27 protein-coding genes are annotated in these 21689 nt (G+C 61.1%); 6 read left to right on the top strand and 21 right to left on the bottom strand.

What is annotated here, in order from left to right:
* Positions 1-86: 86 nt before the first annotated feature.
* Positions 87-494 (top strand): CopG family ribbon-helix-helix protein, encoded by a 408-nt coding sequence (locus DV707_RS18220; RefSeq protein ID WP_011222470.1) that lies wholly within the window; start codon positions 87-89, stop codon positions 492-494.
* Between the two features lie 3 nt (positions 495-497).
* Here DV707_RS18220 and merA read toward each other — a convergent pair whose 3' ends face one another.
* Complete coding sequence (gene merA, locus DV707_RS18215) at positions 498-1952, bottom strand: mercury(II) reductase (RefSeq protein WP_103992927.1); 1455 nt, start codon at positions 1950-1952, stop codon at positions 498-500.
* A gap of 78 nt (positions 1953-2030) precedes the next feature.
* Here merA and DV707_RS18210 point away from each other — a divergent pair, with 78 nt between their 5' ends.
* Together DV707_RS18210 and DV707_RS18205 are read left to right on the top strand one after the other, a co-directional pair.
* A complete protein-coding gene (locus DV707_RS18210) occupies positions 2031-2375 on the top strand; it encodes a winged helix-turn-helix transcriptional regulator (protein WP_089649946.1) in 345 nt (114 codons plus the stop codon).
* Between the two features lie 101 nt (positions 2376-2476).
* Positions 2477-3031 (top strand): peroxiredoxin, encoded by a 555-nt coding sequence (locus DV707_RS18205; RefSeq protein WP_089649945.1) that lies wholly within the window; start codon positions 2477-2479, stop codon positions 3029-3031.
* A 42-nt stretch (positions 3032-3073) separates the two neighbouring features.
* Here DV707_RS18205 and DV707_RS18200 read toward each other — a convergent pair whose 3' ends face one another.
* The 6 genes from DV707_RS18200 to DV707_RS18180 form a co-directional block, all read right to left on the bottom strand.
* A complete protein-coding gene (locus tag DV707_RS18200) occupies positions 3074-4234 on the bottom strand; it encodes a hypothetical protein (protein ID WP_240728576.1) in 1161 nt (386 codons plus the stop codon).
* 166 nt (positions 4235-4400) lie between these two features.
* Positions 4401-4943 carry a hypothetical protein gene (locus tag DV707_RS18195; protein ID WP_200820959.1) on the bottom strand — a complete coding sequence of 181 codons (543 nt, stop codon included), beginning with the start codon at positions 4941-4943 and terminating at the stop codon, positions 4401-4403.
* Positions 4940-5605 (bottom strand): hypothetical protein, encoded by a 666-nt coding sequence (locus DV707_RS18190; protein ID WP_103992925.1) that lies wholly within the window; start codon positions 5603-5605, stop codon positions 4940-4942. Before DV707_RS18190 ends, DV707_RS18195 begins: the two co-directional genes overlap by 4 nt.
* A complete protein-coding gene (locus tag DV707_RS19245) occupies positions 5602-5733 on the bottom strand; it encodes a hypothetical protein (protein WP_268806888.1) in 132 nt (43 codons plus the stop codon). The genes DV707_RS18190 and DV707_RS19245 overlap by 4 nt, the downstream gene beginning before the upstream one ends.
* Complete coding sequence (locus DV707_RS18185; protein WP_103992924.1) at positions 5733-6419, bottom strand: DUF6166 domain-containing protein; 687 nt, start codon at positions 6417-6419, stop codon at positions 5733-5735. Before DV707_RS18185 ends, DV707_RS19245 begins: the two co-directional genes overlap by 1 nt.
* A 78-nt stretch (positions 6420-6497) precedes the next feature.
* Positions 6498-7052, bottom strand: coding sequence for a DUF6166 domain-containing protein (locus tag DV707_RS18180; protein WP_103992923.1), 555 nt, complete (start codon positions 7050-7052; stop codon positions 6498-6500).
* Positions 7053-7632: 580 nt separating this feature from the next.
* On the opposite strand from DV707_RS18180, the gene DV707_RS18170 reads away from it, so the two are divergent.
* On the top strand, positions 7633-8997 hold the full coding sequence (locus DV707_RS18170) for a restriction endonuclease (protein WP_011222458.1): 1365 nt from the start codon (positions 7633-7635) through the stop codon (positions 8995-8997).
* Between the two features lie 36 nt (positions 8998-9033).
* Here DV707_RS18170 and DV707_RS18165 read toward each other — a convergent pair whose 3' ends face one another.
* From DV707_RS18165 to DV707_RS18120, 10 genes are all read right to left on the bottom strand, one after another.
* On the bottom strand, positions 9034-9984 hold the full coding sequence (locus DV707_RS18165; RefSeq protein ID WP_103992922.1) for a helix-turn-helix domain-containing protein: 951 nt from the start codon (positions 9982-9984) through the stop codon (positions 9034-9036).
* A gap of 44 nt (positions 9985-10028) precedes the next feature.
* Positions 10029-10613, bottom strand: coding sequence for a hypothetical protein (locus DV707_RS18160; protein WP_011222456.1), 585 nt, complete (start codon positions 10611-10613; stop codon positions 10029-10031).
* 82 nt (positions 10614-10695) lie between these two features.
* Positions 10696-11091: a DUF7567 family protein gene (locus tag DV707_RS18155; protein WP_011222455.1), complete on the bottom strand. Its 396-nt coding sequence runs from the start codon at positions 11089-11091 to the stop codon at positions 10696-10698.
* A gap of 72 nt (positions 11092-11163) precedes the next feature.
* A complete protein-coding gene (locus DV707_RS18150; protein WP_011222454.1) occupies positions 11164-11529 on the bottom strand; it encodes a DUF7568 family protein in 366 nt (121 codons plus the stop codon).
* 6 nt (positions 11530-11535) lie between these two features.
* On the bottom strand, positions 11536-12036 hold the full coding sequence (locus DV707_RS18145; RefSeq protein WP_011222453.1) for a PX domain-containing protein: 501 nt from the start codon (positions 12034-12036) through the stop codon (positions 11536-11538).
* Between the two features lie 108 nt (positions 12037-12144).
* A complete protein-coding gene (locus DV707_RS18140) occupies positions 12145-12567 on the bottom strand; it encodes a hypothetical protein (RefSeq protein ID WP_011222452.1) in 423 nt (140 codons plus the stop codon).
* Positions 12568-12687: 120 nt separating this feature from the next.
* Positions 12688-15051 (bottom strand): heavy metal translocating P-type ATPase, encoded by a 2364-nt coding sequence (locus DV707_RS18135; protein ID WP_011222451.1) that lies wholly within the window; start codon positions 15049-15051, stop codon positions 12688-12690.
* A 59-nt stretch (positions 15052-15110) separates the two neighbouring features.
* Complete coding sequence (locus DV707_RS18130; protein WP_004594502.1) at positions 15111-15860, bottom strand: helix-turn-helix domain-containing protein; 750 nt, start codon at positions 15858-15860, stop codon at positions 15111-15113.
* Positions 15861-15921: 61 nt separating this feature from the next.
* Positions 15922-16206, bottom strand: coding sequence for a hypothetical protein (locus DV707_RS18125; RefSeq protein ID WP_004594503.1), 285 nt, complete (start codon positions 16204-16206; stop codon positions 15922-15924).
* A 37-nt stretch (positions 16207-16243) separates the two neighbouring features.
* Entirely contained in the window at positions 16244-16906 is a 663-nt protein-coding gene (locus tag DV707_RS18120; RefSeq protein ID WP_103992921.1) for a DUF6735 family protein, read from the bottom strand.
* A 184-nt stretch (positions 16907-17090) separates the two neighbouring features.
* Here DV707_RS18120 and DV707_RS18115 point away from each other — a divergent pair, with 184 nt between their 5' ends.
* A complete protein-coding gene (locus DV707_RS18115) occupies positions 17091-17408 on the top strand; it encodes a hypothetical protein (protein WP_211194970.1) in 318 nt (105 codons plus the stop codon).
* Between the two features lie 6 nt (positions 17409-17414).
* Here DV707_RS18115 and DV707_RS18110 read toward each other — a convergent pair whose 3' ends face one another.
* Positions 17415-18254: a hypothetical protein gene (locus DV707_RS18110; RefSeq protein WP_089649931.1), complete on the bottom strand. Its 840-nt coding sequence runs from the start codon at positions 18252-18254 to the stop codon at positions 17415-17417.
* Positions 18255-18360: 106 nt separating this feature from the next.
* Between DV707_RS18110 and DV707_RS18105 the strand changes: the two genes are divergently transcribed.
* Positions 18361-19128, top strand: coding sequence for a DUF1889 family protein (locus DV707_RS18105; protein WP_089649930.1), 768 nt, complete (start codon positions 18361-18363; stop codon positions 19126-19128).
* Positions 19129-19266: 138 nt separating this feature from the next.
* Here the strand turns inward: DV707_RS18105 and DV707_RS18100 are convergent, their stop codons facing one another.
* The 3 genes from DV707_RS18100 to DV707_RS18090 all read right to left on the bottom strand — a co-directional run bounded on the left by DV707_RS18100 (position 19267) and on the right by DV707_RS18090 (position 21662).
* Positions 19267-19647 carry a hypothetical protein gene (locus tag DV707_RS18100; protein WP_089649929.1) on the bottom strand — a complete coding sequence of 127 codons (381 nt, stop codon included), beginning with the start codon at positions 19645-19647 and terminating at the stop codon, positions 19267-19269.
* Positions 19648-19763: 116 nt separating this feature from the next.
* Positions 19764-20645: a biosurfactant protein 1 gene (locus DV707_RS18095; protein WP_089649985.1), complete on the bottom strand. Its 882-nt coding sequence runs from the start codon at positions 20643-20645 to the stop codon at positions 19764-19766.
* Between the two features lie 90 nt (positions 20646-20735).
* Positions 20736-21662: a transcription initiation factor IIB gene (locus DV707_RS18090; RefSeq protein ID WP_089649928.1), complete on the bottom strand. Its 927-nt coding sequence runs from the start codon at positions 21660-21662 to the stop codon at positions 20736-20738.
* Positions 21663-21689: the final 27 nt, after the last annotated feature.

The following is a 21689-nucleotide window of genomic DNA, read 5'->3' as shown; positions in this document are numbered from 1 at the left end:
CCTGCGCTGTATAGCGGTTGTTAAGACTGAAACGTGAATTCCGTAATAATCGAGGGGTCAAGACAGTAGGGGATCAATTGGGGAGTATGCGCACGAGCTTGAACGTGTCTGAGGACATTCTCGAGGAGTTCGACGAGACATGGCAGGCTGAGGGGTTGGACTCCCGCTCGCGGGCGATTCGTGAAGCGATGCAGGAATACATCGAGGGACATTCACAACTCGAGGAGGTTTCAGGCGAGGTCGTCGCTGTACTGGCATTCGATTACCAGCACCACGAGGTGATTCACGATCTCCATTCGGCCCAGCACCAGTTTCAGGACGTCATCGAAACGATGAGCCATACCCACCAGGGCGAGTGGTGTTTAGAGACCGTCTTCTGTCATGGCGATGCGGCGCGGGTGCGGGAACTCGTGTATCGGCTCCGTGATTTCGATGGGGTTGGTCGTGTGAAGACGATGCTCCTCCGCAGTACTGCGCCGGCCGACCCGGAGTGAGATTCACTCGATACAGCAGCTCATCGTCGATATGTCCCGTCGGAACGCCTGACAGGCCTGTTTGAACGCCTCGGAGAACGTCGGGAACGGGTGGACGGTGTCGATGATGTCGTCGACCGTGAGGCCGAACGTCACCGCAAGCGTGGCTTCCATAATTATGTCGGCGGCACGGGGGCCGACCATGTGGACGCCGACGATCTCGTCAGTCTCGTGGTGTTTGACGACTTGGACGAGGCCATCCGTGTTCTCGACGGCCTTCGCTCGCGGGACATCCGCCATCTGGACGGTTCGGCACGAGCAGGTGCCGTGCTCGTCCATATACTCGCGTTCTGTCGTCCCGACTGCGGCGACTTCCGGGCTGGTGAACACGACTGCTGGCACCGCGTCGTAGTCGATGCTGACGCCCTCGTTGCCGAACGCGTTCTTGACGGCGTGATTGCCCTCCTTGGCGGCGACGGTCTCCAGTTCGGGCTCGCCGATCACGTCGCCCGCCGCGTAGATGTCGGGATTCGTCGTCTGGAAGTACTCGTCGACACGAATCGTCCCGTCGGGGTTCGTTTCGATCCCAACCGTTTCGAGGCCGATGCCCTCGCTATTCGGCTGGACGCCGGTCGCGACGAACAGCGCGTCGCCGGTGACCGTTCGCTCGTCTCCGTCGATGGTCGTTTCGACGGCGACGCCTGACTGAATCGCTTCGGCGCCGCCGTCGGCTGCTAGCGTGCGGACGCGCTGGAAGTCGTTGCCGGTGATCACCTCGATGCCCTCCTCCTCGAATGCACGCTGCATCTCGCGACCAAGTTGGCCTTCCATGTCCGAGAGGACGCGGTCGGAGCGCTGGAGAACCGTCACGTCGATGCCGACACGGTGCAGGATCTGTCCCCACTCCAGCGCGATGTATCCCCCACCGAGCATTAGGATACTCTCGGGAAGGTCGCGCTCCTCGAGGATGGTCTCACTCGTGTAGTAGTCGACGTCGTAGAGGCCGTCGATGGGCGGCGCCCACGGTGAACTGCCGGTCGCGACGAGGGCCTTCTTCCCAGTAATGTGTGCGCCCTCGTCGGCGCCGTCGACGACCTCGATGGTAGTATCGTCGACCAGCTGGCCGTACCCCTCGTAGATGTCGATCTCGAAGTGCTCGGCGACGTCGACGTAGTTCTCCTGCCGGAACCGCTCGACGAGTTCGTCGGTGTCGTTGAGGGCGGCGGCCCAATCGACGGTCGGCTCCTCGGGGTATCGAACGGCGTCGAAGGGGTTCTCCGACGCTGCAGCTCCGCTCTCGGCGACGGCAAGGAGATGCTTACTCGGAACACAGCCGACGTTCACGCACGTCCCGCCGATGGGCAAGCCGGTATTCACCATCGCTGTCGAGAGATCGCGTCGACTCGCTTCGGTGATTGCGGCGAAGGCTGCGGCGCCGCCACCGAGAATCACGAGATCGTAGTCGGCTGTCTGAGTCATCTGTGCCTATACTTTACGACGGGAAGTTCTTGTACTCCAGAGTCCGAAGCTATGGAGTAGGTTGGAGGCCACGAAGCTATGGCAGACACTACGTCATCGGCGCCCGCGTGCGATGTCGAGGGGACGTGCTACTGTCCGCTCACGGGTGTCATCGACACGTTGAGCCGGAAATACGCGATGCAACTCGTCAGCATCATCGGCGCACACGATTCGCTGCGGTTCGCGGAGATTGAGGAGCACCTCCCGACGGCGAGTACCTCGACAATCTCGAAACGACTCGACGAGTTCGAGGAGGCAGGACTCGTCTCACGGACGCAGTACAACGAAATTCCACCACGCGTCGAATACGCGCTAACTGACGAGGGTGATGAGATTCGTTCGAGATTAGAACCGCTTCTTGAGTGGGCGACGGCGAACTCCTGACGTACGGACTTTAGTGAATTTCATCCCACATCAAGTGGTGAGCAATTCAGATCGGAGTGCTGACCCAATGACTATCCTGTCTTCGTGTGCTACTATGTCGTATGATAAACGAGGGAGCGTCTGCACCGTCATTTACTCTTCCGGGTCTCCGTGACGGAGAACAAACCGGGTACTGCTTGGATGAGTCAACAGCCAATGATCGGGCTGCGTTGCTGGTATTTTACCCGTTTGATTTCAGTCCTATTTGTACAAACGAACTGTGTGCGATTCGCGATGCAGAGTGGTTTCAGCTAACGCCCGCTCTCGATGTCTGGGCAATTTCTGGTGACAGCGTCTACGCCCATCGAGCATTCGCCGAGGAATACGGCCTCAATTTCCCGTTACTTAGTGATAGTTCCGGGCGGGTTGCCGAGTCATATGACATCTGTTATGATGAATGGGAGAACCACGAGCGCGTCCCGCAGCGTGCCGTGTTTCTCATTGATTCCGAGCAAACGATTCGATACGCCTGGGCGACAGAAGATGCACTCGAGAAGCCGGATTTCTTCCCGGTTAAAGACGCTCTTGATACGCTTGAAGCGGAACGTGATGAATTCGGTCCTGAGGATGTCGAATTAGTAGTCGAATATAACGAGGAACCGGAATCTCTAACGTAGACTGCTATTTTAGGATTGTATCAGTGAACGCCGCTCCGACAATCAGCTCATGGCATCTTGGAACCGCTCACGAAGCGCGTCCTCGCGCTCCTCGAACTGGTTGACCTTCTCTTGCAGATCGTCGCTGATGCGCTCGATGCTCGCGAGCGCGCGCTCGCCGGCGAGCGACGCCTGCGACCCGTCATCGCCGTCTGTCTCCAGCTCCTCCTCGTAAGCGCGTTCGACGCGCTCGATGGTGCCCTCCGGGTTGAACAGGATGTCGTTGGCCGTGCGAACGTAGCCGTCCAGCGACGCACCCTCCTTGCCTTGGAAGAAGTGGGTGAGCGCGTACGTGGCGCCGGAATGCAGCGTCCACATATCGATCTCGACGGGGGAGGTCGCGTTGGCCTCCGCATCACTCGCAGCGCGCTCGGCCAGGTAGTCCGGGAAGCCCAGAAGACTGTAAAACTCCGTGACGGTGAACGGGAGCTCCGAGAAGTCGAGGTCGATGTCCTGGGCGTCCCGGATGAACTCGAATAGGTCGTCGGCGACGAGTTCGACCTGTGCGAGAAGCTCCTCCCACCAGGTGCGGAAGTTCCGCACGTCGCCGACGTGTTTGATGACCTCCTTGTCGGTGAGCGAACGCATCGTATTTGAACAGTACCCGTCCTGGGCGAACCCCTCGACGTAGACGGCGTGCTCACCGAAGAAGTCGTAGCCCGACGTGACGCCCATCGTGATCGGGTCCGACCGGCCGGGAAGGCGCACTTCGAGGCCGTCGAACATGATGTCCATATGGACCTCGCCGCCGCCCCGGTAGCGACGAATCTCGCCGAACATCACGTCACCCAGCGGCGTTCGGTCGATAGTCTCCTCCCGAAGGACCTCCTCCAGAGGGCCGTAGACGTCGACCGGGTTGATGATCGAGTACGAGTCGGTCGGAATATGGAACAAAGAATCCGTTTCGGCGTCCTCCTCACGGGCCTGCTCTCGAGCGCGACTCGGCTCGACGAGCGCGTTGAACCGCTCCGTCTCGACCCACTCGTCGGTGTACGGATTCTGGTACGCCACGGTCGTCTCGACGGCCTGCGGGAGGTCGCGGATCGCCTCAGCGAAGCTCACGGTGTCTTTGCCGCCGTGACGCTGACGATACCACTCGGGTAGTTCGGTGTCGGTACGTCCATCGACGCCTGCGAAGATGGTTCTCGACTCTGGGTCTTTCATCGTAGTCACCTCGACGCAGGAACGCTCATCGACGGCTGCCTGCATCGTCTCGCGCCCTGCGCCCCTCTGCCGGGCGCAACAACAACACCACGTTAACCAACACTAACCTAGGAAGCGGCTGTCTGTTGGTTAATCGAACCACCGTCGGGAAACTGTCGCACTGTCGTTACTCGGTGCTGGAGCGGCGTAGCCGAACCTGCTCCGGGTTCGGAACCCAGGGATGGTCCTCCCAGCAGTGAAGGGCGTGAGCATGGGGCGACTCGAACTCGGCTCCGCAGGATCCACACTCGTAGACATCGTCGGGCCAGGGCTCACTGACGTACATCGCTGTCACCGTCGTCCCAACCGGCTCGGGAGCTCCGCTTCGCTGAACGTACCGGTAGCCGCGAACCGTCCGTTGACGGATCGCTGTCCGGGCAATCTCGGCGGGTTTGCCGTCGGGGAGATACACCCAGCGAACGAAGTCGTCGACCGACTCCTTGGCCGAGGGCTGGAGGATGAACCACCGCTCGTGGGCATCCCGGAACAGGTAGCGTTCAGTTCCCCTGTTTTGGAGGTACACCGGGTCACCTTGGCCGGGGATGAGTCGCAGCCCCTGGGCCGGTGATATCGGGTCCAACAGTCGCTCGACTACAGATGGATCGCGCTCCGGCTGGTTGTCCGAGTCTTCCTCTGCTGCAAACTCATCGAGACGAGCATTCGTAGTCACGGAGCCCACCGTCCGAGTGAGGACTGTTCCCGCTCAGACTCATCAGGAACTTCACAGAGGAACCGCCACTTCGGCCGCTCTCGGATTTGCTTGTCGGGCCGGTTACCTGCCTGTCCGGGTTCCGTTTTCCCGGCGCAGTGCCAGCCCTTGTCTCTGAGCGCTTTAATCATCGAGCCGTCGAAGTCAGCTCGCACGAACGTCAGCAGAAGGCGAACGCCTCGCCGCCGACCGTGCCGACGCACGAATCGTTCCATCGACCGGGCGAGGGCGGCGGAGGCGAGATTCGGGAAGTCGACGCCGATGCAGATCCGTGCTGCCTCGACGATCTCGTCACCCTCGTATCGCGTGCCGTCGTAGTCCAGCGAGCGAATCAGTGGATAGCGCCACGTAATCGCACCCAGTAGCTGGTCCTGGTAACAGAGCCCGTGATGAACGAGGTTCGTCCGCGGGACACTGTCCATATAGGAATGATGGGCTTCGTAGATCGCGCCGGCGACGTGCCGTGGGATCGATTCGATATGGACGCGCTCTGCGAACCGCAGGCCGAGCGGCGCCGTGACCGGCTGGCCGTCGCGATGAATGGGACACGAGCACCCCTCGGGAGTGCGCGTGTACTGGAACCCGGTACTCCGCCGCTGGCCGGGAGAACGTGTCTGAGTCACGAGTCGGTGCCGTCAGTCTGCTCTTGCCAGTCGTTGTACCGCTCCAGTTCGCGACCGATTTTCTCGAGCGCCTCGACCCCGCGTTCGAGCAGCTGGTGGGTGGCTCGTGACAGCCGAATTGTCTCCATCAGCACTCCCCCTCCGGTGGCTCGATGAGGTTGTTGCTCTCGTCGACCAGGGCCCGGATGGCCTGCTCGACATCGGCATCGTCCGAAACCGTCCGGCTCGCCAGGGGTGCCGGATAGGCGCGATCGCCCTGATTACAGAGGACGGCCAGCCAGCCGTCGGTTCCCTCCCCAAGCACGATGTAGTGGTCGCGATCAGCCCGCTGGAAGACTCGCCGGTCAGGGCGAGTGACCGTTCGCCAGTTCTCGGGGAGTGTCGGTGACGGCCCCCCGCCGTCGGGAAGGGCGACGACGTCGTCGGCGATCGTCGCCATCGCCGCGTCGATTTCTTCGCCGGTGAGGTGCCAGCACGCCGCCGGGCCGTCACACTCGAGCTGGCTGATCACGCAATTCCGGAACCCAATGTAGTGTTCTCTCGCGATCTGGGCGTCGTTGTAGTAGTCGAGGAGGAGCCCACAGGCGAGCTGTGCGGGCCCGCTTCCAGCGTATCCCCACTCGAAGCCTGTCGGGCTGTGGTTGACCAGATCGAGACTTCGATCGGGAGTGAGACGCTGGTGTTCGGAGAGATTCAGAACGACGGCCTGGCCGTCGATGCGAAAGCCGACGTATTCGACGGAGTCGTCGCGACGGTTAGCGAGCGCTTCTGTCTGGACTACGTTCGACGTGGTGCGTCGGGCGTTCCCGTTCATCGGTACGTTGCGGGAGTGGTGACCCCCGCACCCCTCTCGGGGGTTCTACAAACAGAGCCGGAAACGCCCTCACCGTCCCTACTGGCTAGCTGCGGGGAACTCGAACCCGCCGGTGTCGGTCTGTGACTCCTCCGAGTCGGTAGTTTCTGATTGGACTGCCTGGCGGGCGTCTTCCAGTTCCTCGCGGCGGTCGTCGACGCTCTGGTGGATGCTAATGTCGTGCTGCTCGCAGAGCGCTCGCTCGACCGCGAAGGTCATCTCGTCGAAATCGACTGCCGTGATGTCGACGTCCTCCGGTGAGGGCGTCTCATCAGCCACGTCGATGTCTCGCGACCAGGTATCGGCCGAAATGTCGCTGGTCGGGAGCCGCCACTCGTCACCCTCGAGCTCTTCACGCAGGTACTGCGCGAACTCCTTGTAGTGGTCGAGTGCGATCTTCTTCGTCGCTGAATCGGCCAGCAGCGCGATCGCGAGTTGATCGATGCAGGCCTCGTCGGCCTCCGGTCCCCAGTCGAATCCACCAGGAGCGCGGCGCAAGACGTGGAGGTGCTTGTCCAGTACGTCGCCATCGGGCGTGTACACCAGCTGTCCACCCATACAGCGTTCACCGCGGTACGCTCGGCCGCCGGTCATCGGAACCCACCCTCCCAGTGACCCATACCTCGTGGTCGTTCTGGGGGCTGGCGGGGGAAGGAATCCGACGGCCGACGGGCGGTATCTGGACCAGGTCCGGCTCCCTGATTGCTCCCACTCGCGGCCTCGGTTGGTCGGGGCCCGACGTACATCGGTTTTCGCGCTTGACTTCGCTCCGTGACGACCTCCCGATGGAGCATCGTACAGAGCTCCATGACGCTCTTGGCGAGGTCGAACGCCGCTGCTCGCGACCGGAGGTCGTGCTGACTGAAGAGGATCGTCCCATCGGCTCGATCGATCCGGACCAGCCAGTCCGAGGGTTGCTGGACGTGGCAAAGGACGGATTTCGAGAACTCGTAGGCGAACACGAAATGGTCGTCATCTGTTCGGCGTTGCAACCACCAGTTGTCGGGGGCGCTCTCGCTGTTGCTCTCAGAACTCATCGGTAATCCGGGACGAATGTGTCGTCCCGCACCCCTTGCGGGACGAACAACAACACCAGCGCTCACGTCGTCGCGACTTCGTCGCCACCGTCGGCAACGTATATAGTCATAGCAAGATACTGTCCAATTACATTCGGATGGCTGTACTGGACGACCTCTCGGGATTCGAGTTCGAGGACTTGATGGAGGACGTCTTCCGGAACCTCGGCTACGAAAACGTCCGCCAGGCCGAGCGGACGGCCGACGAGGGGCGCGACGTCATCATGGAGGAGATCGTCGACGGCACGCGACGGGCGATCATCGTCGAGTGCAAGCACACCGGGACGGTCGGCCGGCCGGTCGTCCAGAAGCTGCACTCGGCCATCGCGACGTTCGACTTCGACGGCCCGAAGCGAGGGATGGTCGCCACCACAGGTCGATTTACGAACCCTGCCGAGGAGTACGCTGACCGGCTCCAGCGGAACGACGATCCCTATCCCATCGAGCTGATCGACGGCGAGGACCTTCGGGAGATCGCCGACGAAATCGGTCTCGATCTCTACAACGGGCGCATCGAGATCCTCTGTGACGAGACGCTCCGACCGTACGATCCGGCGGCGGATGTCGACGCACCTGTCCAGGAGGCGTTCCGCGACATTGAGAACATCGAGGCCGCGGATCTGCCGGTGCCGCACTCGCAAGTGACGTTCCGACCAGTGGTTGCGATCACCGCCGACACGAACTCTGTCTTCGAGACCTCAGTCGGTGTCATCCACCGGATCAACGACCGCACACAGTTCGTTGTCCACGCTGAGCGCGGCCATCCGAAGGTGGCCGACGACGAAGTCGCGACGCTGGTCACCGAGAACTTCCACGCGACGGTCCCCCTCGATACCGGGCAGTTTACCGAGGTATTCGACGACGTCGACGAACGACGGTTCGGCCAGACCCAAACGGAGTACAAGGAGTGGGCTGTTGACCGCCTCCAGGATTACCACACGACGACGGTGACCTACACCGGCGACAATAACGTCACGTACAACAAGACCTGTGAGCCGAATCTCTCGGACATCTCAGTGCAATCGATTGAGCCGGTGTATCTACCTGAGGTTCGGCAGACGACAGAGATACTGGAGTACTCGTATCCGTACGAATACTATGCTGCTGGCCCCTCACGGGTCACTCTGGAGGACGGGATTCATCGCTGCGTCCACTGCGAAACGAGCGGCGTCGACGAGACGTACACCTACTGTCCGAACTGCGGGGCGATCGCCTGCGACACCCACATCAAGACCGAACGGCTCGAAGGGGAGCCGGTCTGTACCGGCTGTGCGGTGACCGAACGGTTCGCGCTGAAGAGGAAGTACTTCTACGACGAGGAGAACCTCGACGCGTTCCGCAAGGAGTACGCCGAGATGCCCCTCCACGAGAAGGCGATGGAGAACAAGCTGCTTGCTGGAGGGAGCGTGGTTGCGACGCTGCTGCTCGTCGTCGGACTACTCGTGATCGGCGGCATCATCTAACCCATCGCAATTTTCCGCCAGACTGCGTGGTTGGTGTTACGCGACTCCGTACTGGTCTTTGAGTGCCATATATTCGTTCTTTTTTGGGAGGATGACTGGCAGATCATCTGTTCTGTCGAAGTCGCCCTGAAGTGGCCGATACAACGCTTTCACAGTGGGTTCCAGGTCGTACCACTGTGCGGTCTCGACGAGTGTCTCCTGATCGATATCCTCCGCCTCGATCAGCAGCATCGAATAGCTGACCCGCCTAGATCCGCTATCCAGAAGGAGCGTATGGCATACGACTTCAGCAGGCGTTAGGTCTTCGTCCGGAGCATACCAGAACGGAGGCTCGCCGGCGAGGAAAAACTGTAGACCATACGCTGTAAACCGACCCAGTCCGGTCATCTCCCAGTCCGGAGCTGCTTGGAGTGCGTCCGTATCCTCGTCGGTCTGCAGGCGAACGAGTGCTCGCTTCGGATCGCACCACGCGATCGTGGCACTGGGAGCGATTTCCCGGACTCGGGCTCGATGTTCGTGCTCTACAGTAGCCCGGGCGAACGCCAACAGCGGCGAGACTTCGTCATGAAGGGCGTACTTCGAATCAGATCTGGAGAGTAGTGCTCGGTGCTTGAGCGGTGATAACGCGCTGTGGACACCTTGTCGAGTGATTCCGAGCCGGTCTGCGATACCAGCGATGTGTCGTGGTCTATCGAGATACCAACACACGCGGAGTGTGGCTGGGGAGAGCAGTTCCGTCCAGTCTACGTGGCTGAACTCCGACTGCAGCGTTCGATACGCTTCGGTAACTGGATGTTCCGCGATGCGGACACGACGCTGATTGCTGGACCCACGGGTTTCTGTGAGCAATCCCGCTGCGAGCAATTCGTTGAGTACGTCGTACAGATGTTCTCGTGAATATCCGGTTTCGGCCGCGAGTTCCGCCGGTGTTGCTTCACGGCCGGTACTCAGCGCGTCAAGCACGGCGAGTCCGGCCTTCGAAATCATCTGGGTCTTTCTAAACCCTAACTATATAAATACGATTTGGGATTTTACTTGACGACTGCTTCGTCCCGGACCAGTTCTGCGAGCGCGTCCTCGAGCGACCCGTGGAACTGCCAGCTCGCCTGCTCGAAGGCCTCGTCGGTCGGGCCGTCCCAGCGGGGGAACGCGGAGTGACCGCTCACTTTGACTGTCCACTCGGTCGGCTCGTCGAACGGGTTCTCCGTCGGGAGTTCGACGACGTAGAGGTACTCCTCGTCGCCGTGGATGCCGTCGGCCGGATTCTCGACGCCGTGGCCCAGCAGGAACAGCGGCTGGTCCAGGTGCTCCATATTGGACGGCTCGAGGAGATCCGCTGGCTGAGCCGCGTCGATCGTTCGCTCTGGGTCGCCATCCAGGTAGAGGTCGACCGTCGAGAGCTTGTCGAGGAACACGAAGGTCGCCGCCGTGTAGCCCGGTCCCCGCTCTGCGCGGGTCGCATCGAGAAGCTCTTTCAGTTGTGCGAGATCCCGGAGGACGCTCCCGGGATACCCGTCCGAATGCCGGTACACCTGCGCGACGCGGTCGGCGCTGCCATCTGTCTCACCGGTCTGTTCGACTCGTTGGACGAATCGGAGTTGGCTCCGTGTCGACATCGGTACTCGCCGGCGCGTGTGCGCCGGCACCCATCGCCGGCGCTGAAACAACACCACACAGTCGTAGCGGGATTGCAATCCGCTACGCGAGATGTGACACCTCGTCTGGTTCCTCCACGTCGTCGAATTCACCACGCTCGACCGGCTCCCAATCCTCCCCAGGTGCTGGACTCCACCAGTCGATCTCATAGGCACCCGGTGCACCGAGGATTTTTGCCCGTGCCGAGCCGTCAGGCAGGTCGCGGCGGAGCTTCTCGTCGACGTGAAGGTTCCACGTTGAGTCGGTGTCGAAGCACGCGAGCACAGCCTCCTCGTAGCCACGGTCTTCTCGAGACTCTTGGAGGACGACCTGCGTGTTACAGTTCTTGCAGAACACTCCCTCGAAGGGAATGTGGGTGAACACTTCCTGCCCGCAGACGGGACACCAGAGGAACTCGAACAGTGCCTCGCTGTGTCGGTCGAGTACTTCGAGACTCATTGTTGGACCGACCCGGTTCGACCGGGTCACTCTCTCCGCCCCGGCCGAAAAACACCCTGCGTGTGTACGTCCTCAGCGTTCAGGGCCGTAGACGATGCGCGAGGGGGCTTCGTACCCACAGTCCGGACAGTCGTACCAGCGCTGTACCGTCGCTCCATCAGCTGTCTTCTCACCGACGAGGACGTCGTCGTTTGGACACTCCGGACAGTTCAGTTCGGGCGCTGGCCGCTCCCGAAGCGCATCCCGGAACGTTGTCGCCTCCTTCGTCTCGAAGCCTCGCGACCAGATCGGGTAGCCGTCGACGAGGATCGCTCCGCGCCACTTGTACCGGTATGAATCCGGCGCCCGGTGTAGAACAGCTCGCGCTCCAGTCTCGGTGTTTCGATACGCGAGTGTTGGTGAGCGACTCTCTCGTGACCAGTTGGTGATTCGTGGCATCGTTGGTCAGAAATGAACGTCTGCGGGGACGATCCAGAGCGTCTGGCTGTCCTCGTCTTCCTCGAGGACTCGGTCGAGCTGGCCTCGATGCCGAATCCCCTGGGCGTGCTGGTCGTACATCGGGATTGAGGGCCCTTCGTACGCGCCGACCTGGTGGAACGCGTGGCGGGCGAGGTCCTCGTCGCGCATGATCGCCTCGTCGCTGAGCTCGTCGAGCGCCTCCTTCACGCGGTCGAGATTCCGCTGAAACTCCTCTTTCGTGGCCTTCCAAGCCCGGTCGAGCAGTTCACCGCCCTCCTCTGAGTTGATGGGGGCCGCCGTCGGCAGGTCACCCCAGCGGGCCTTCCCGGCGACCGTCGTGTCGTCTTCATCGAACGTGACGTAGTAATCAAACACGGCGCAGCCGTGGGGATTCGCGCCGACGAGACGGTCGAAGACTGCTTTCCCCTCGACCAGGGCGTCGTGCTGTGTCGGTGCTTCCACCAGCGCGTAGATGACCATATGCATCTGGTTCACCTCGGAGTGCCGACTCACCGGGCGCCGCTCGGCGCTGTCTGCTCGGTGCGCCGGCACCCATCGCCGGCGCTCGAAAAACCTCGCTTCGGGAGACCGCGTTCAGGAATCGGCAGTCTGCTCGACGGTGATCGTCAGGTCGCCCGACTCGTAGTCGGCCTCGAAGTCGGTGCTGAACGCGTCGGAGTCGTAGGCGGCGTGGTAGGCACGGTGCAGTTCGAGCGACCCGGTCGCCTTGAAGTGGAAGAACGCGGCCGCCGTGTAGGGTTGGCTCTGGGTTTCGATCTGCGTCTCGACAGAGGCCGGGAGCGCGATTTGTGGTGTGTCCGTATCGATACTCGTAGCGAACGCCTTCGCTTCCTCGACGGTCGCCTGCGAATGTGCGGGTGTCTCGCCGGTGAGCACGTTTACCGGCGTCTCGGTATCGTCAGTGAACAGGACATCGTGGAAGGTGCGCGTCCCGAGGACTGCGTCGGGACTTAACTCGCAATCGTGGAGTGGATCGTCGTCTGGATTCTCGGGCATCAAATCAGAGCCTGCGGTGGGGCTCAGTCTCTACTGCCCCAGACAAACTGCAAATTGTCTCGATAGAGCGCAGGAAAGTCGCGAAAGAGGAGCGTCCTGCCCGCACTTCCCGCCGCAGAGTCAGGTGTCGGAGAACCGATCGGGCTCGATTCGCGACAACCGCATCGCGTTCCCGGTGACACCGAGGCTCATCCCCATATCACCGACAACGACCGCCAACGCAACGCTGACCAGCCCCAGTGGCACGCCCAGCGCGAGCAGGAACTTCACGCCGAGACTCGCCCAGATGTTCTGCCGGATCACCCCGTTGGCCGTATGCGACAGGTCGTACAGGTACGGGAGTTTCCCGACGTCGTCGCCCATCAACGCAATATCGGCCGTCTCGAGAGCGGTGTCGGTGCCGGCCGCGCCCATCGCGATGCCGACCTCCGCGGTGGCGAGCGCGGGCGCGTCGTTGATGCCGTCACCGACCATCGCGACATCACCGTACTCTGCCTGTAACTCCTCGACAGCGTCGACCTTCTCGTCGGGCAGGAGTTCTGCGCGATACTCGTCGACCCCGACCTGCTCGGCGATTGCGCGGGCGGTGCCCTCGTTGTCGCCGGTGAGCATCACCACGCGCTCGACGCCCAGCTCGTGCAGGCGTTCGACGGCCCGCTTCGAGGCCGGGCGAACCTCGTCGGCGATGGCGATCGCACCCAGCAGTTTCGACTCCGTCCCGACGATAACGACAGTCTTGCCCTCCCGCTCCAGCGCGGAGAGGGCATCCTCGGCGAACGCCCCGTTCTCGCCCTCGGTCGCCTCTTCCGTCATAACGCCGCCGTCCGTCTCGCGGCGTGCCCGAGCGAGGTCGAAGCCCAGTTCCTCGAAGAGCGCGGGCTTGCCCGCATAGTACGTCTCGCCGCCGATCTCGCCGCGGATGCCCTTCCCAGTGAGGCTCTCGAAACCCGTCGGGTCGGGCAGGTTGCCCACGCCCGCCTCCTCAGCACGGGCGAGAATCGCCGTAGCAATGGGATGCTCACTGCGCTGCTCCAGCCCAGCGGCGCGACGGAGCAGATCGTCCTCCGTAGTGTCACCCACCGGAACGACGTCGGTGACGGCGAGTTCGCCCTTGGTGAGCGTCCCGGTCTTGTCGACGGCGACGGCGTCGACCTCGCCCATCGCTTCCAGGTAATTTCCGCCCTTGATCAGGACGCCGTTCTTCGCGGCGCTCGTGATGCCCGACACCACCGAGACGGGTGTGGAGATGACGAACGCACACGGGCAGGCGATCACCAGCAGCGTGAGCCCACGGATGAACCACGTCTGCCAGTCGCCCGCGAAGGTGAACCCGTAACCGGCTAGGTCCACCGCCACCGGATCAGCGATAACCAGCGGCGGGATAGCGGCGGTCAGGATTGCCAGCACGACGACGAGGGGTGTGTAGTAGCCGGAGAAGCTGTCGACGAACTGCTCAGACTCGGTCTTCTTCGCCTGTGCGCCCTGTACCATTTCGATAATACGCGAGAGCGTCGAATCGCCAGCGGTCGAGGTGACCTCTACCTCGAGGTACCCCTCTTCGTTGATCGCGCCGGCGTACACCTCGTCGCCGGTGGTCTTGTCGACGGGGACGCTCTCGCCCGTGATCGGCGACTGGTCGACTGCACTCTCGCCTTCGATGACCGTCCCGTCGAGCGGAATCTTGTCGCCAGGGCGGACGACGACGGTCTCGCCAACGTCGACCTCCTCGACGGAAACGGTCACTTCCTCACCATCGCGACGGACGGTCGCCTCGTCGGGCGAGAGTTCCATCAGCTCGCGCAGAGAATCCCGTGCCCTGTCCATCGCATAGTCCTCGAGCAGTTCGGCGATGCTGAACAGGACGGCCAGCGTCGCGGCCTCGACGAAGTAGCCGATGCCGGTTGCGGCGATGATCGCTGTCCCCATCAGGAGGTCGATGTCGAGGCTTCGGTTCTTCGCGGAGTAGTACCCGCTGCGGACGACCGGGATGCCACTGGCCGCGACGGCACCGAGGAACAGGACATCTGCGATGTGTAGCGGGTAGTCGAGGATGCTCGCTATCGCGACGTTCTGGCCGGTGAGAAGGAACTCGAAGACTAGACCAAGGATGACGAACGCTGCGCCGAGCCACGTCTTCTTCGCGCGAGAACTCGTCCAGACCTCCGAAGGTGGCGCGATATCGACGCCGTCGGCAGACTCGTCGGTTTCGTCGTCTGCTCCGCCGATCACGTCATAGCCGGCGGCTTCGATCGCCGCGACGACGTCGGCTTTGGTAGTCCGGTCCGGATCGTACTTGATGGTAGCTGTCCCGGTGGTCGGCTGGAGCGTGGCCTCAACGACGCCGTCGACGCGCTGGAGGCTCTTGTCGACTTTTTGCGCACACGACGGACAGTCCATCTCGGGGACCGTGAGACGGGCAGTCAACTCCCGCTGCCCGCCGCCGTTCGGTGGTCCCGCTGTATCCACATCGGAATTCTCTGTCATCACCTCACGGTAGGAGCGGGAGTTCGATATGTCTTTGTTGGAATATTCCAACCGCGGTGTCAGTGCGATGCCAGCCGTTCTTCCGCTACCCGCTCGCCGGCGACGTGTTGCTTCGCCAAATGTTCTTCCGCCCGACGGAGCCGGTAGGTAAGTGTTGACCGAGGCACGTCGAGATGCTCGGCCAACTCGCCGACATCGACCTCGCGGGGCGACTCGTAGTAGCCGTGTTCGACGGCGGCTTGGAGGGCGGCTTCCTGCGCCGGGGGTAATCCGCTCGGTGTTTCGTCGCTTCCTCCAGCTGCTGTCGTCGTGTCCGCGGTGCGGAGCATCTCCATCTGAGCGCATTCTTCGACGGCAACCTCGAGGGAGTCGAAGAATGCCGCCACGTCGCCGTCGCCCGAGTGGATGAGTCGCCACGTGTAGTGGCGGCCCTCATGACGGGTCTCGAACAGCACGCCGTCCCCGAGATGGTCGCGGGCGATGTGGGGAACCGAGGCGCAGGTGGGGGTTCGCTCCCAGTCGGAGTAGAGGACGAGCGTGTCGTCCGTGCGGTCAAGGACGCGGGTGGTCTGGGTGGCGCCGCAGTCCTCGGTGGCGAGACAGTCGGCGTAGTAGTCGCTGTTTCGAAACGCGTCCTCGATGGCGTCGAGTGCGTCCGGAGTGCCGGTGGCATGGTCGACTCGCCAAAGTTGGTCGGCAGTCGCGTGCAACGAAAGCGAGCGGACACGGGCGTCGGGGTAGTCGGCAAGGGCATCCGCCACCCTATTGCACCCCGGCTCGTATTCGAGGGCGAAGACGAGTTCGCGCATACCCCGTCTACGGCCTCCTCCGACATAACCAATGGCACGGGACTACGTCTACTGGTGAGCATCAGATCACGTCGTTCGGGTCGTGGACCTCCTGCATTCGCTGCGCTTCGGCCGCGTATTGGTCCTGGAGATCGGGGTCATCAACCGTGCCGAGATTGCCGGGCCCCGCATCGACTGCCGCTGTCGTATCTCGAATATCGGTGAAGGACGTGAGTGCCCGCTCTTTCCGATAATACTGTTTGCCGTCGGGTGTCGCGTAGGTGAGGATGATTAGGTTCTGTTCATCATCGGAGTAGGTACGTTCGACGAGCCATACTCGCACCTCGTCATCAGCCCGATCTGACATATCCAGACGTTCGTGGGGACTCAGAAAGGGATTGGCGTTATAATCGGTCGACTGACGCAGTTTTCGACGGTGATTCACCACCAGGGATGCGCAGTTCCTGGCGCTCGCCGACCCACTCGCCGAGCTTCTGTGTGAGGTACTGGCGAGCGGTCGACTGGGTGAACACACCCTTGTCGACCATATCGCCGACGACGTCCTTCAGTGCCTGGAACTGTCCCTTCAGGTGCCCGTCGCCGACCGGCTCGCCGTCGTGCCATCGGACGGTCGCGAGCGCGCCGTTCCCGACCGTCTCACCGTGGTCGAATGTCTCCGAGTCATACTGCAGGCCGAACCACAGCGTCCGGTAGGCGGTCACCTCGAAGGTCGGCGATACCACGTAGAACGCCTCGTGATGGAGGTAGTCGAGATGGTCGGTGATGATCTCCTCGAGCGTGAGCCCGGTGGCGCGGGGCTTCGGCTCGACGACCGTCGACGGTCGGTCCTCGCCGGCGAGGTAGCCGTCGACGGCATCTGCCTCGAGGCCATCGGCCAGTTCCGCCAGCAGCTGTTTCGCCCACTTGGAGTCGGTCTCGTCGCCACCGAACGGCGACTCAGCCGAAATCCGGTGTTTGAGCTTCAGGTTCGCAGCACCCCAATGAGAGTAGTGAAGCGTATACTGTCCGTCTGTGCGTTCGTACGCAACGAGTGCGCGGTGTCCCATTTGAACACTCACCTCGCAGGGCGACCCACGACTGGATCGCCCCGCAACCCTCCCGGGGGACGAACAACGCTACCAGGAGTTGCCAGCGAGGGTTCTTTATTCGGGATGAGTAGTGAAATCGGGGCGGCTAAATCGGCAAGTAGAATTGCTTAGTTATTTGAACGAAGTCAGTGTAAATGCGTGTATGGATATTGACGCCGGCGAGTTCAAGAAGAACATAGAGAAGGCGTTAGAGGAGCAGTCAGGGCTCCGGATGAACGAGCAGAATGAGATCCCGTTCGAGCAATTGTTCACAGAGGAGTTCATACAGCTGTACACAGAATTCGACTCTTTCGAAGCGTTGCTTGAGGCAAGTCAATGGGATGTTGAGGACGAGGACGATTTCGAGGCCATCCCGGAGGATGAGTTCGATACCTATGTCGACGAGCACACGGATTTCCCATCGTGGGAAGTTATGTCTCAGACTGCGGCTCAGCGGTTCCTTGAACGTCAATTTAACTGAAGTGGGTTACTGACTGACCTGCCGCCCGAGCTTGGTGATCTCCGCCTCACTGTACCCGCCGTCACTCGAATTGATGTAGGCTTGTGTCTCGACGTATCCTTTCTCTCGGAGCAACCAGAGGTTATGATCTACGACGTCTGACGACCGGCCAACTGCCTCAATCAACTCGTCACGATCAACCTGTGGATAGGTAGGATCCGATCGGTATGACTGGAGTAACACGTCCAGGATTTCATCCTGAACCGCGTCATCCAACAAGAGTTCCTCACCCAACTCTTTTGCTCGCCACAGCGTCGTCGGTGTAATCGTCAGTGACCGCTTCCCTGGCCGCCGCTTGAAGAACCCATCATCCTTTGAGAACCGCCACACCTTATCGATCACGTCCTCATCAACGTCCTCGAATTCATCGTTGAGATAGCTGCGTAGCCTTTCACCTTGTGGACTCGGCCAGAACGTAAACGGCTGCTCTGTAAATCTACGATATGACTCACGGATCAATTCATTCTGGACCCGCCGCTCGGTCGCCGATAACCCCTCTGTCGCACCTACGTCATACTCCGTCGATGCCCCATCTCCATCCCCATTCACCACATCGTCACTGGTATCGGACCGCTCAGTCCCGTCCACGTACTCGCCAGCATCCTCCGGCTCGACTCTATTGTTCGACGTGTTGTGGACTTGGATCGCTAGAATACCCAGAGTGCCTAACATACCGATCACACCAGCAATCTCCACGAGCGAAAAAGGTGTATAGACGGTTCCGATTCCTGCGAGAATCAAGGCAGCAAGCCAGGCAAGGATGAGCTTCCCGATGAACCGCTCAGTCACGTACTGCCCAACCGACATCCTATCACTGCAAGTATTCACAGACCAGTATTATAAGTCGTAGGAGAGCAGCCTCAATCAGACATACCCACCTGATTTTTCAAGAGTTGCTGAGAAGTACCGAATTATGAGTCAAAACGACAGGACATCTTGGTTCATCGATTCCGAGGGGCCAAATGAGGAGGCTGTCGAACTGGCCTTCGCGTGGGTGCAACAGCTCGGTGAGCAGCATGAAGAGAAACGAGATGCTGTCTTGGCAGTAAACACGAAAAAGCAGCTGGACGGTGTCGTATCTACTGTGATCGGTGACCAGGCAGCAAAGGCGTTGAATAAAAAGAAGCCGGTCGGCGTCGGTGAAGCAGAGATCCAGCTGATGACGAAACGGATTGATCCATCGGGGTGGCAAAGCGGTCCTGTCCTCGCTATCTACCCAGACAAAGACCTGCTGGACAAGATTGACGGAATGTATGGTGTGACCGATGTGCTCGTCGTGCCTTGGTCGAAGGACACCGTCCAGTTCTGGATCGATACCTGGGGCGCGTCAGCACTCCAATCAGATGCGAGTGGCGATGCACCAGAAATCGATAATCCGGTCGCCAAGGAAGCTGTCGACACGCTCGATGCATTGGTCAACACCTCGACTGGGATCACGCATTCGTCAGATCGTGCTACCTGTATCGAGATCTTCAAAACCCTCCATAGCAACGGCATCAGCTTCGATCCTGAAGCAATCAGAGCCTGGTTAGTCGCTGAAAAAGGCTGGGACCCGGATTATGCCGATGACGTAAAAGAGGTCGCCGAAGGTGTCCAAACGGGGAAACGCTTCCAGTACGACTCTGGCCGTCTTAGCAACGACATTATGAACCAGTGGAAAGACGCCGCAAATGTTAATTAATCCAATATAACTGCCGGAGATCGTTTTCACTCCGTTTGCTCACGTCCCTGTAGTGACCGCTCTGATGCATCTATGCTCTGTACTGACCAGCTGTTTCAGCTCTCACTCTAAATAAAGAAACAGTATCGGAAACTACTGCTACTCGCCGATCGGCTCGGGGGAACTGAGGTCCGCGTGGAGGACCGCGTCGTCGCGAACAACGTACCGCTTCGCCAGCACCGGGAAGCGACACTTGGTGAACCCGGCCGTCTGGATGTCGAGCTCCTCGCCGGCTTCGAGATGGGTTGCGAGTTCTCGCAAGAACTCGTGGGTCACGATTCCGCCGTCGTAGTCAGGGAGCCCGTTCTCCCGGGCCTCGTAGACTTCGAAGTCGTCGTAGCCCCAGATCGTGAGTTCGCCGTCGTCAGTGACTTCCCAGTTGAGGGTCCCGAAACAGTAGCTCTCACAGAGCTCGCGCACAGCCTGTGGATCCGATACGATTGCACCGGTCGAGGTCGTCGCAGCTTGGAGCGTAGCCATTGGTTCAGTCGGGGTGAATCCCCGCACCCCTCCCCGGGGGGAGATAGACTACTCTCCAGCGTTAACCAACACCCTACCCAATCGAGCCGAGACTGTTCGTTAACCGACGAGCGAACCTACTGCGGTTCCGGCCCGTAGCGACACGTCCCACACTCTCGACACTCCCAGATTGGTTGCCCCGACCAGGTGTCGTCAGGTAGCGATTCGTAGGTGGTGAACCGATGCCCTGTTTCGGAATCGCAGTGGTGACACTCGAGCCGGACTCGTGTCGGGATGTTAGATGGCTGCCCGTCCTGATCGCTATCCCCGTTTGATTCTTGGAGTGCGATTCCCGGGACCAGCCACATCGGGTCATCAGCTGTCTCGAGCATCGTATCGAGATATGATTCAGTCCGGAGGGCATCTCCACTCTCGTCGTAGAGGCACGCCTTGACCCCCTGCGCCCCTGTGAACGCTGAACGCCCCTGGCCACTCATCCGGTCTCGGATAGCCGCAAGCAGATGCTCCCCGGCTTCTGAGGTGACCTTCGTCGCGTCCGGTAGCGACGGCCACTGATCGACCAGCTGCGATGCAGGTTCCTCCGTGAGGTCGTAGATGAGTCGATGCTCGGTGATGTCCTCGGTCTCGCTGTTGACGAGCAGATTCCCGGCGGCTGCCCCCTTCGCGACAGCACCGTAGAACGTCGATGACTCGACGAGCGCGAACACGAATCCCTCGAGTGTTGCTTCTTGGCTGGTCTCCGTTGTGGGGGTGTCGGAGTCGCCGAGGTGGTTGGTGAGACAGAACCGGCATTTCGTCTGTGACGCCGGTATCGGGGCCCCACAAGATCGGCACTCTGCCTTGTCGTCGGTTTGATGCTCAGGGTAACCTGTCTCGACCGACGCACGCCGCTGTCGACGAGGGTCGGCGTTGGAGCGCTCGTCCAGCTGATGATCGGGCGTCCGGGACGCCTCACCAAGCGGACGTAGTTCCTCGAAATCGTAGTCGCGGCCGGTCATAGAGGGATCTACAGAGAGCATTTCCCGTTTTCCGGTTTAAATGATAGGCCGACAAAAAGCGAGCAAGCTCCTAATTGGTCGGCCTCTAAATTAGACGACTTGTTCTTCGAGCGTGTCTCGGTGGTTCCTGACGGTCGCCGTCGACGTGTTGGCCACCTCGGCAATCTCAGTTTGGGTCAGCCAGCGACCCGCCTCCTGTCCGGCCCTGTAGAGACAGGCCGCAGCGAAGCCGGCGGGATGGACGCCGGTCGTCACGCCGGCGTCCTCAGCCGCTTCGGCAAGTGCTCGCGCTCGACGTCGGATTTGCTCCGGACAGTTGAGGTCGGATGCGAGCCGCGGAATGTACATCGTTGGCGTCGCAGGTTTGGCCGGGAGTCCCAGTTCCTCGTTGAGTGTCTTGTAGGCGTTCGTCACCCGTGATTCCCCGACCTTCGCGACCCCCACGATGTCGTCGAGGAGTTGCGACCGGCCGTTACATCGGCAGGCCCCGTAGACGCTGGCTGCGGCGATCGCCTCGATGGATCTGCCACGGAGCAGATCCTCGTTCTGAGCGCTCCGGAAGAGCTGGCACGCCTGGTCGCGAAGTGTATCGGAGAGATCGAGTGCGCTCGCGAGACGTCGCACCTCGCCGAGTCCGTGGGCGAGGTTCTGTTCGGCCTTCGACCGCCACCGGCCGCGGGTCTGTTCACGTCGCATCCGGGCGAGTCGCCGGCGCTTCTGTGCGGAGAGTTCGTTCCCGTTCGCATCTGTTCCGCGCCCGATCTCGGTCGAGAGCCCTCGGTCGTGACGTGCTGCTGTCAGCGGAGCGCCCGTCCGTTCCCGCTCGTCCTCATCGTACGCCCGCCACTCCGGCCCGTGATCGAGGCGTTGCTCTTCGATGACGAGGCCACAGTCCTCGCAGACGGTTTCCTTGACATTCGTGGTGACGTGCCCGTTGCACTCGGGGCACTGGTTCCCGCATGACTTCGTCTGGACGTCCTCATCGAATCCAGTCTCATAGATGTCTCTAATAGCCATCGTTCTCACCGATTTTCGGGAGCTCTC

Origin of the sequence: Halobellus limi (assembly GCF_004799685.1) — an archaeon.
Taxonomy (GTDB): Archaea; Halobacteriota; Halobacteria; order Halobacteriales; family Haloferacaceae; genus Haloquadratum; species Haloquadratum limi.
The sequence above is the reverse complement of the archived record's forward strand: the minus strand, read 5'-3'. Positions and strand labels throughout refer to the sequence as shown.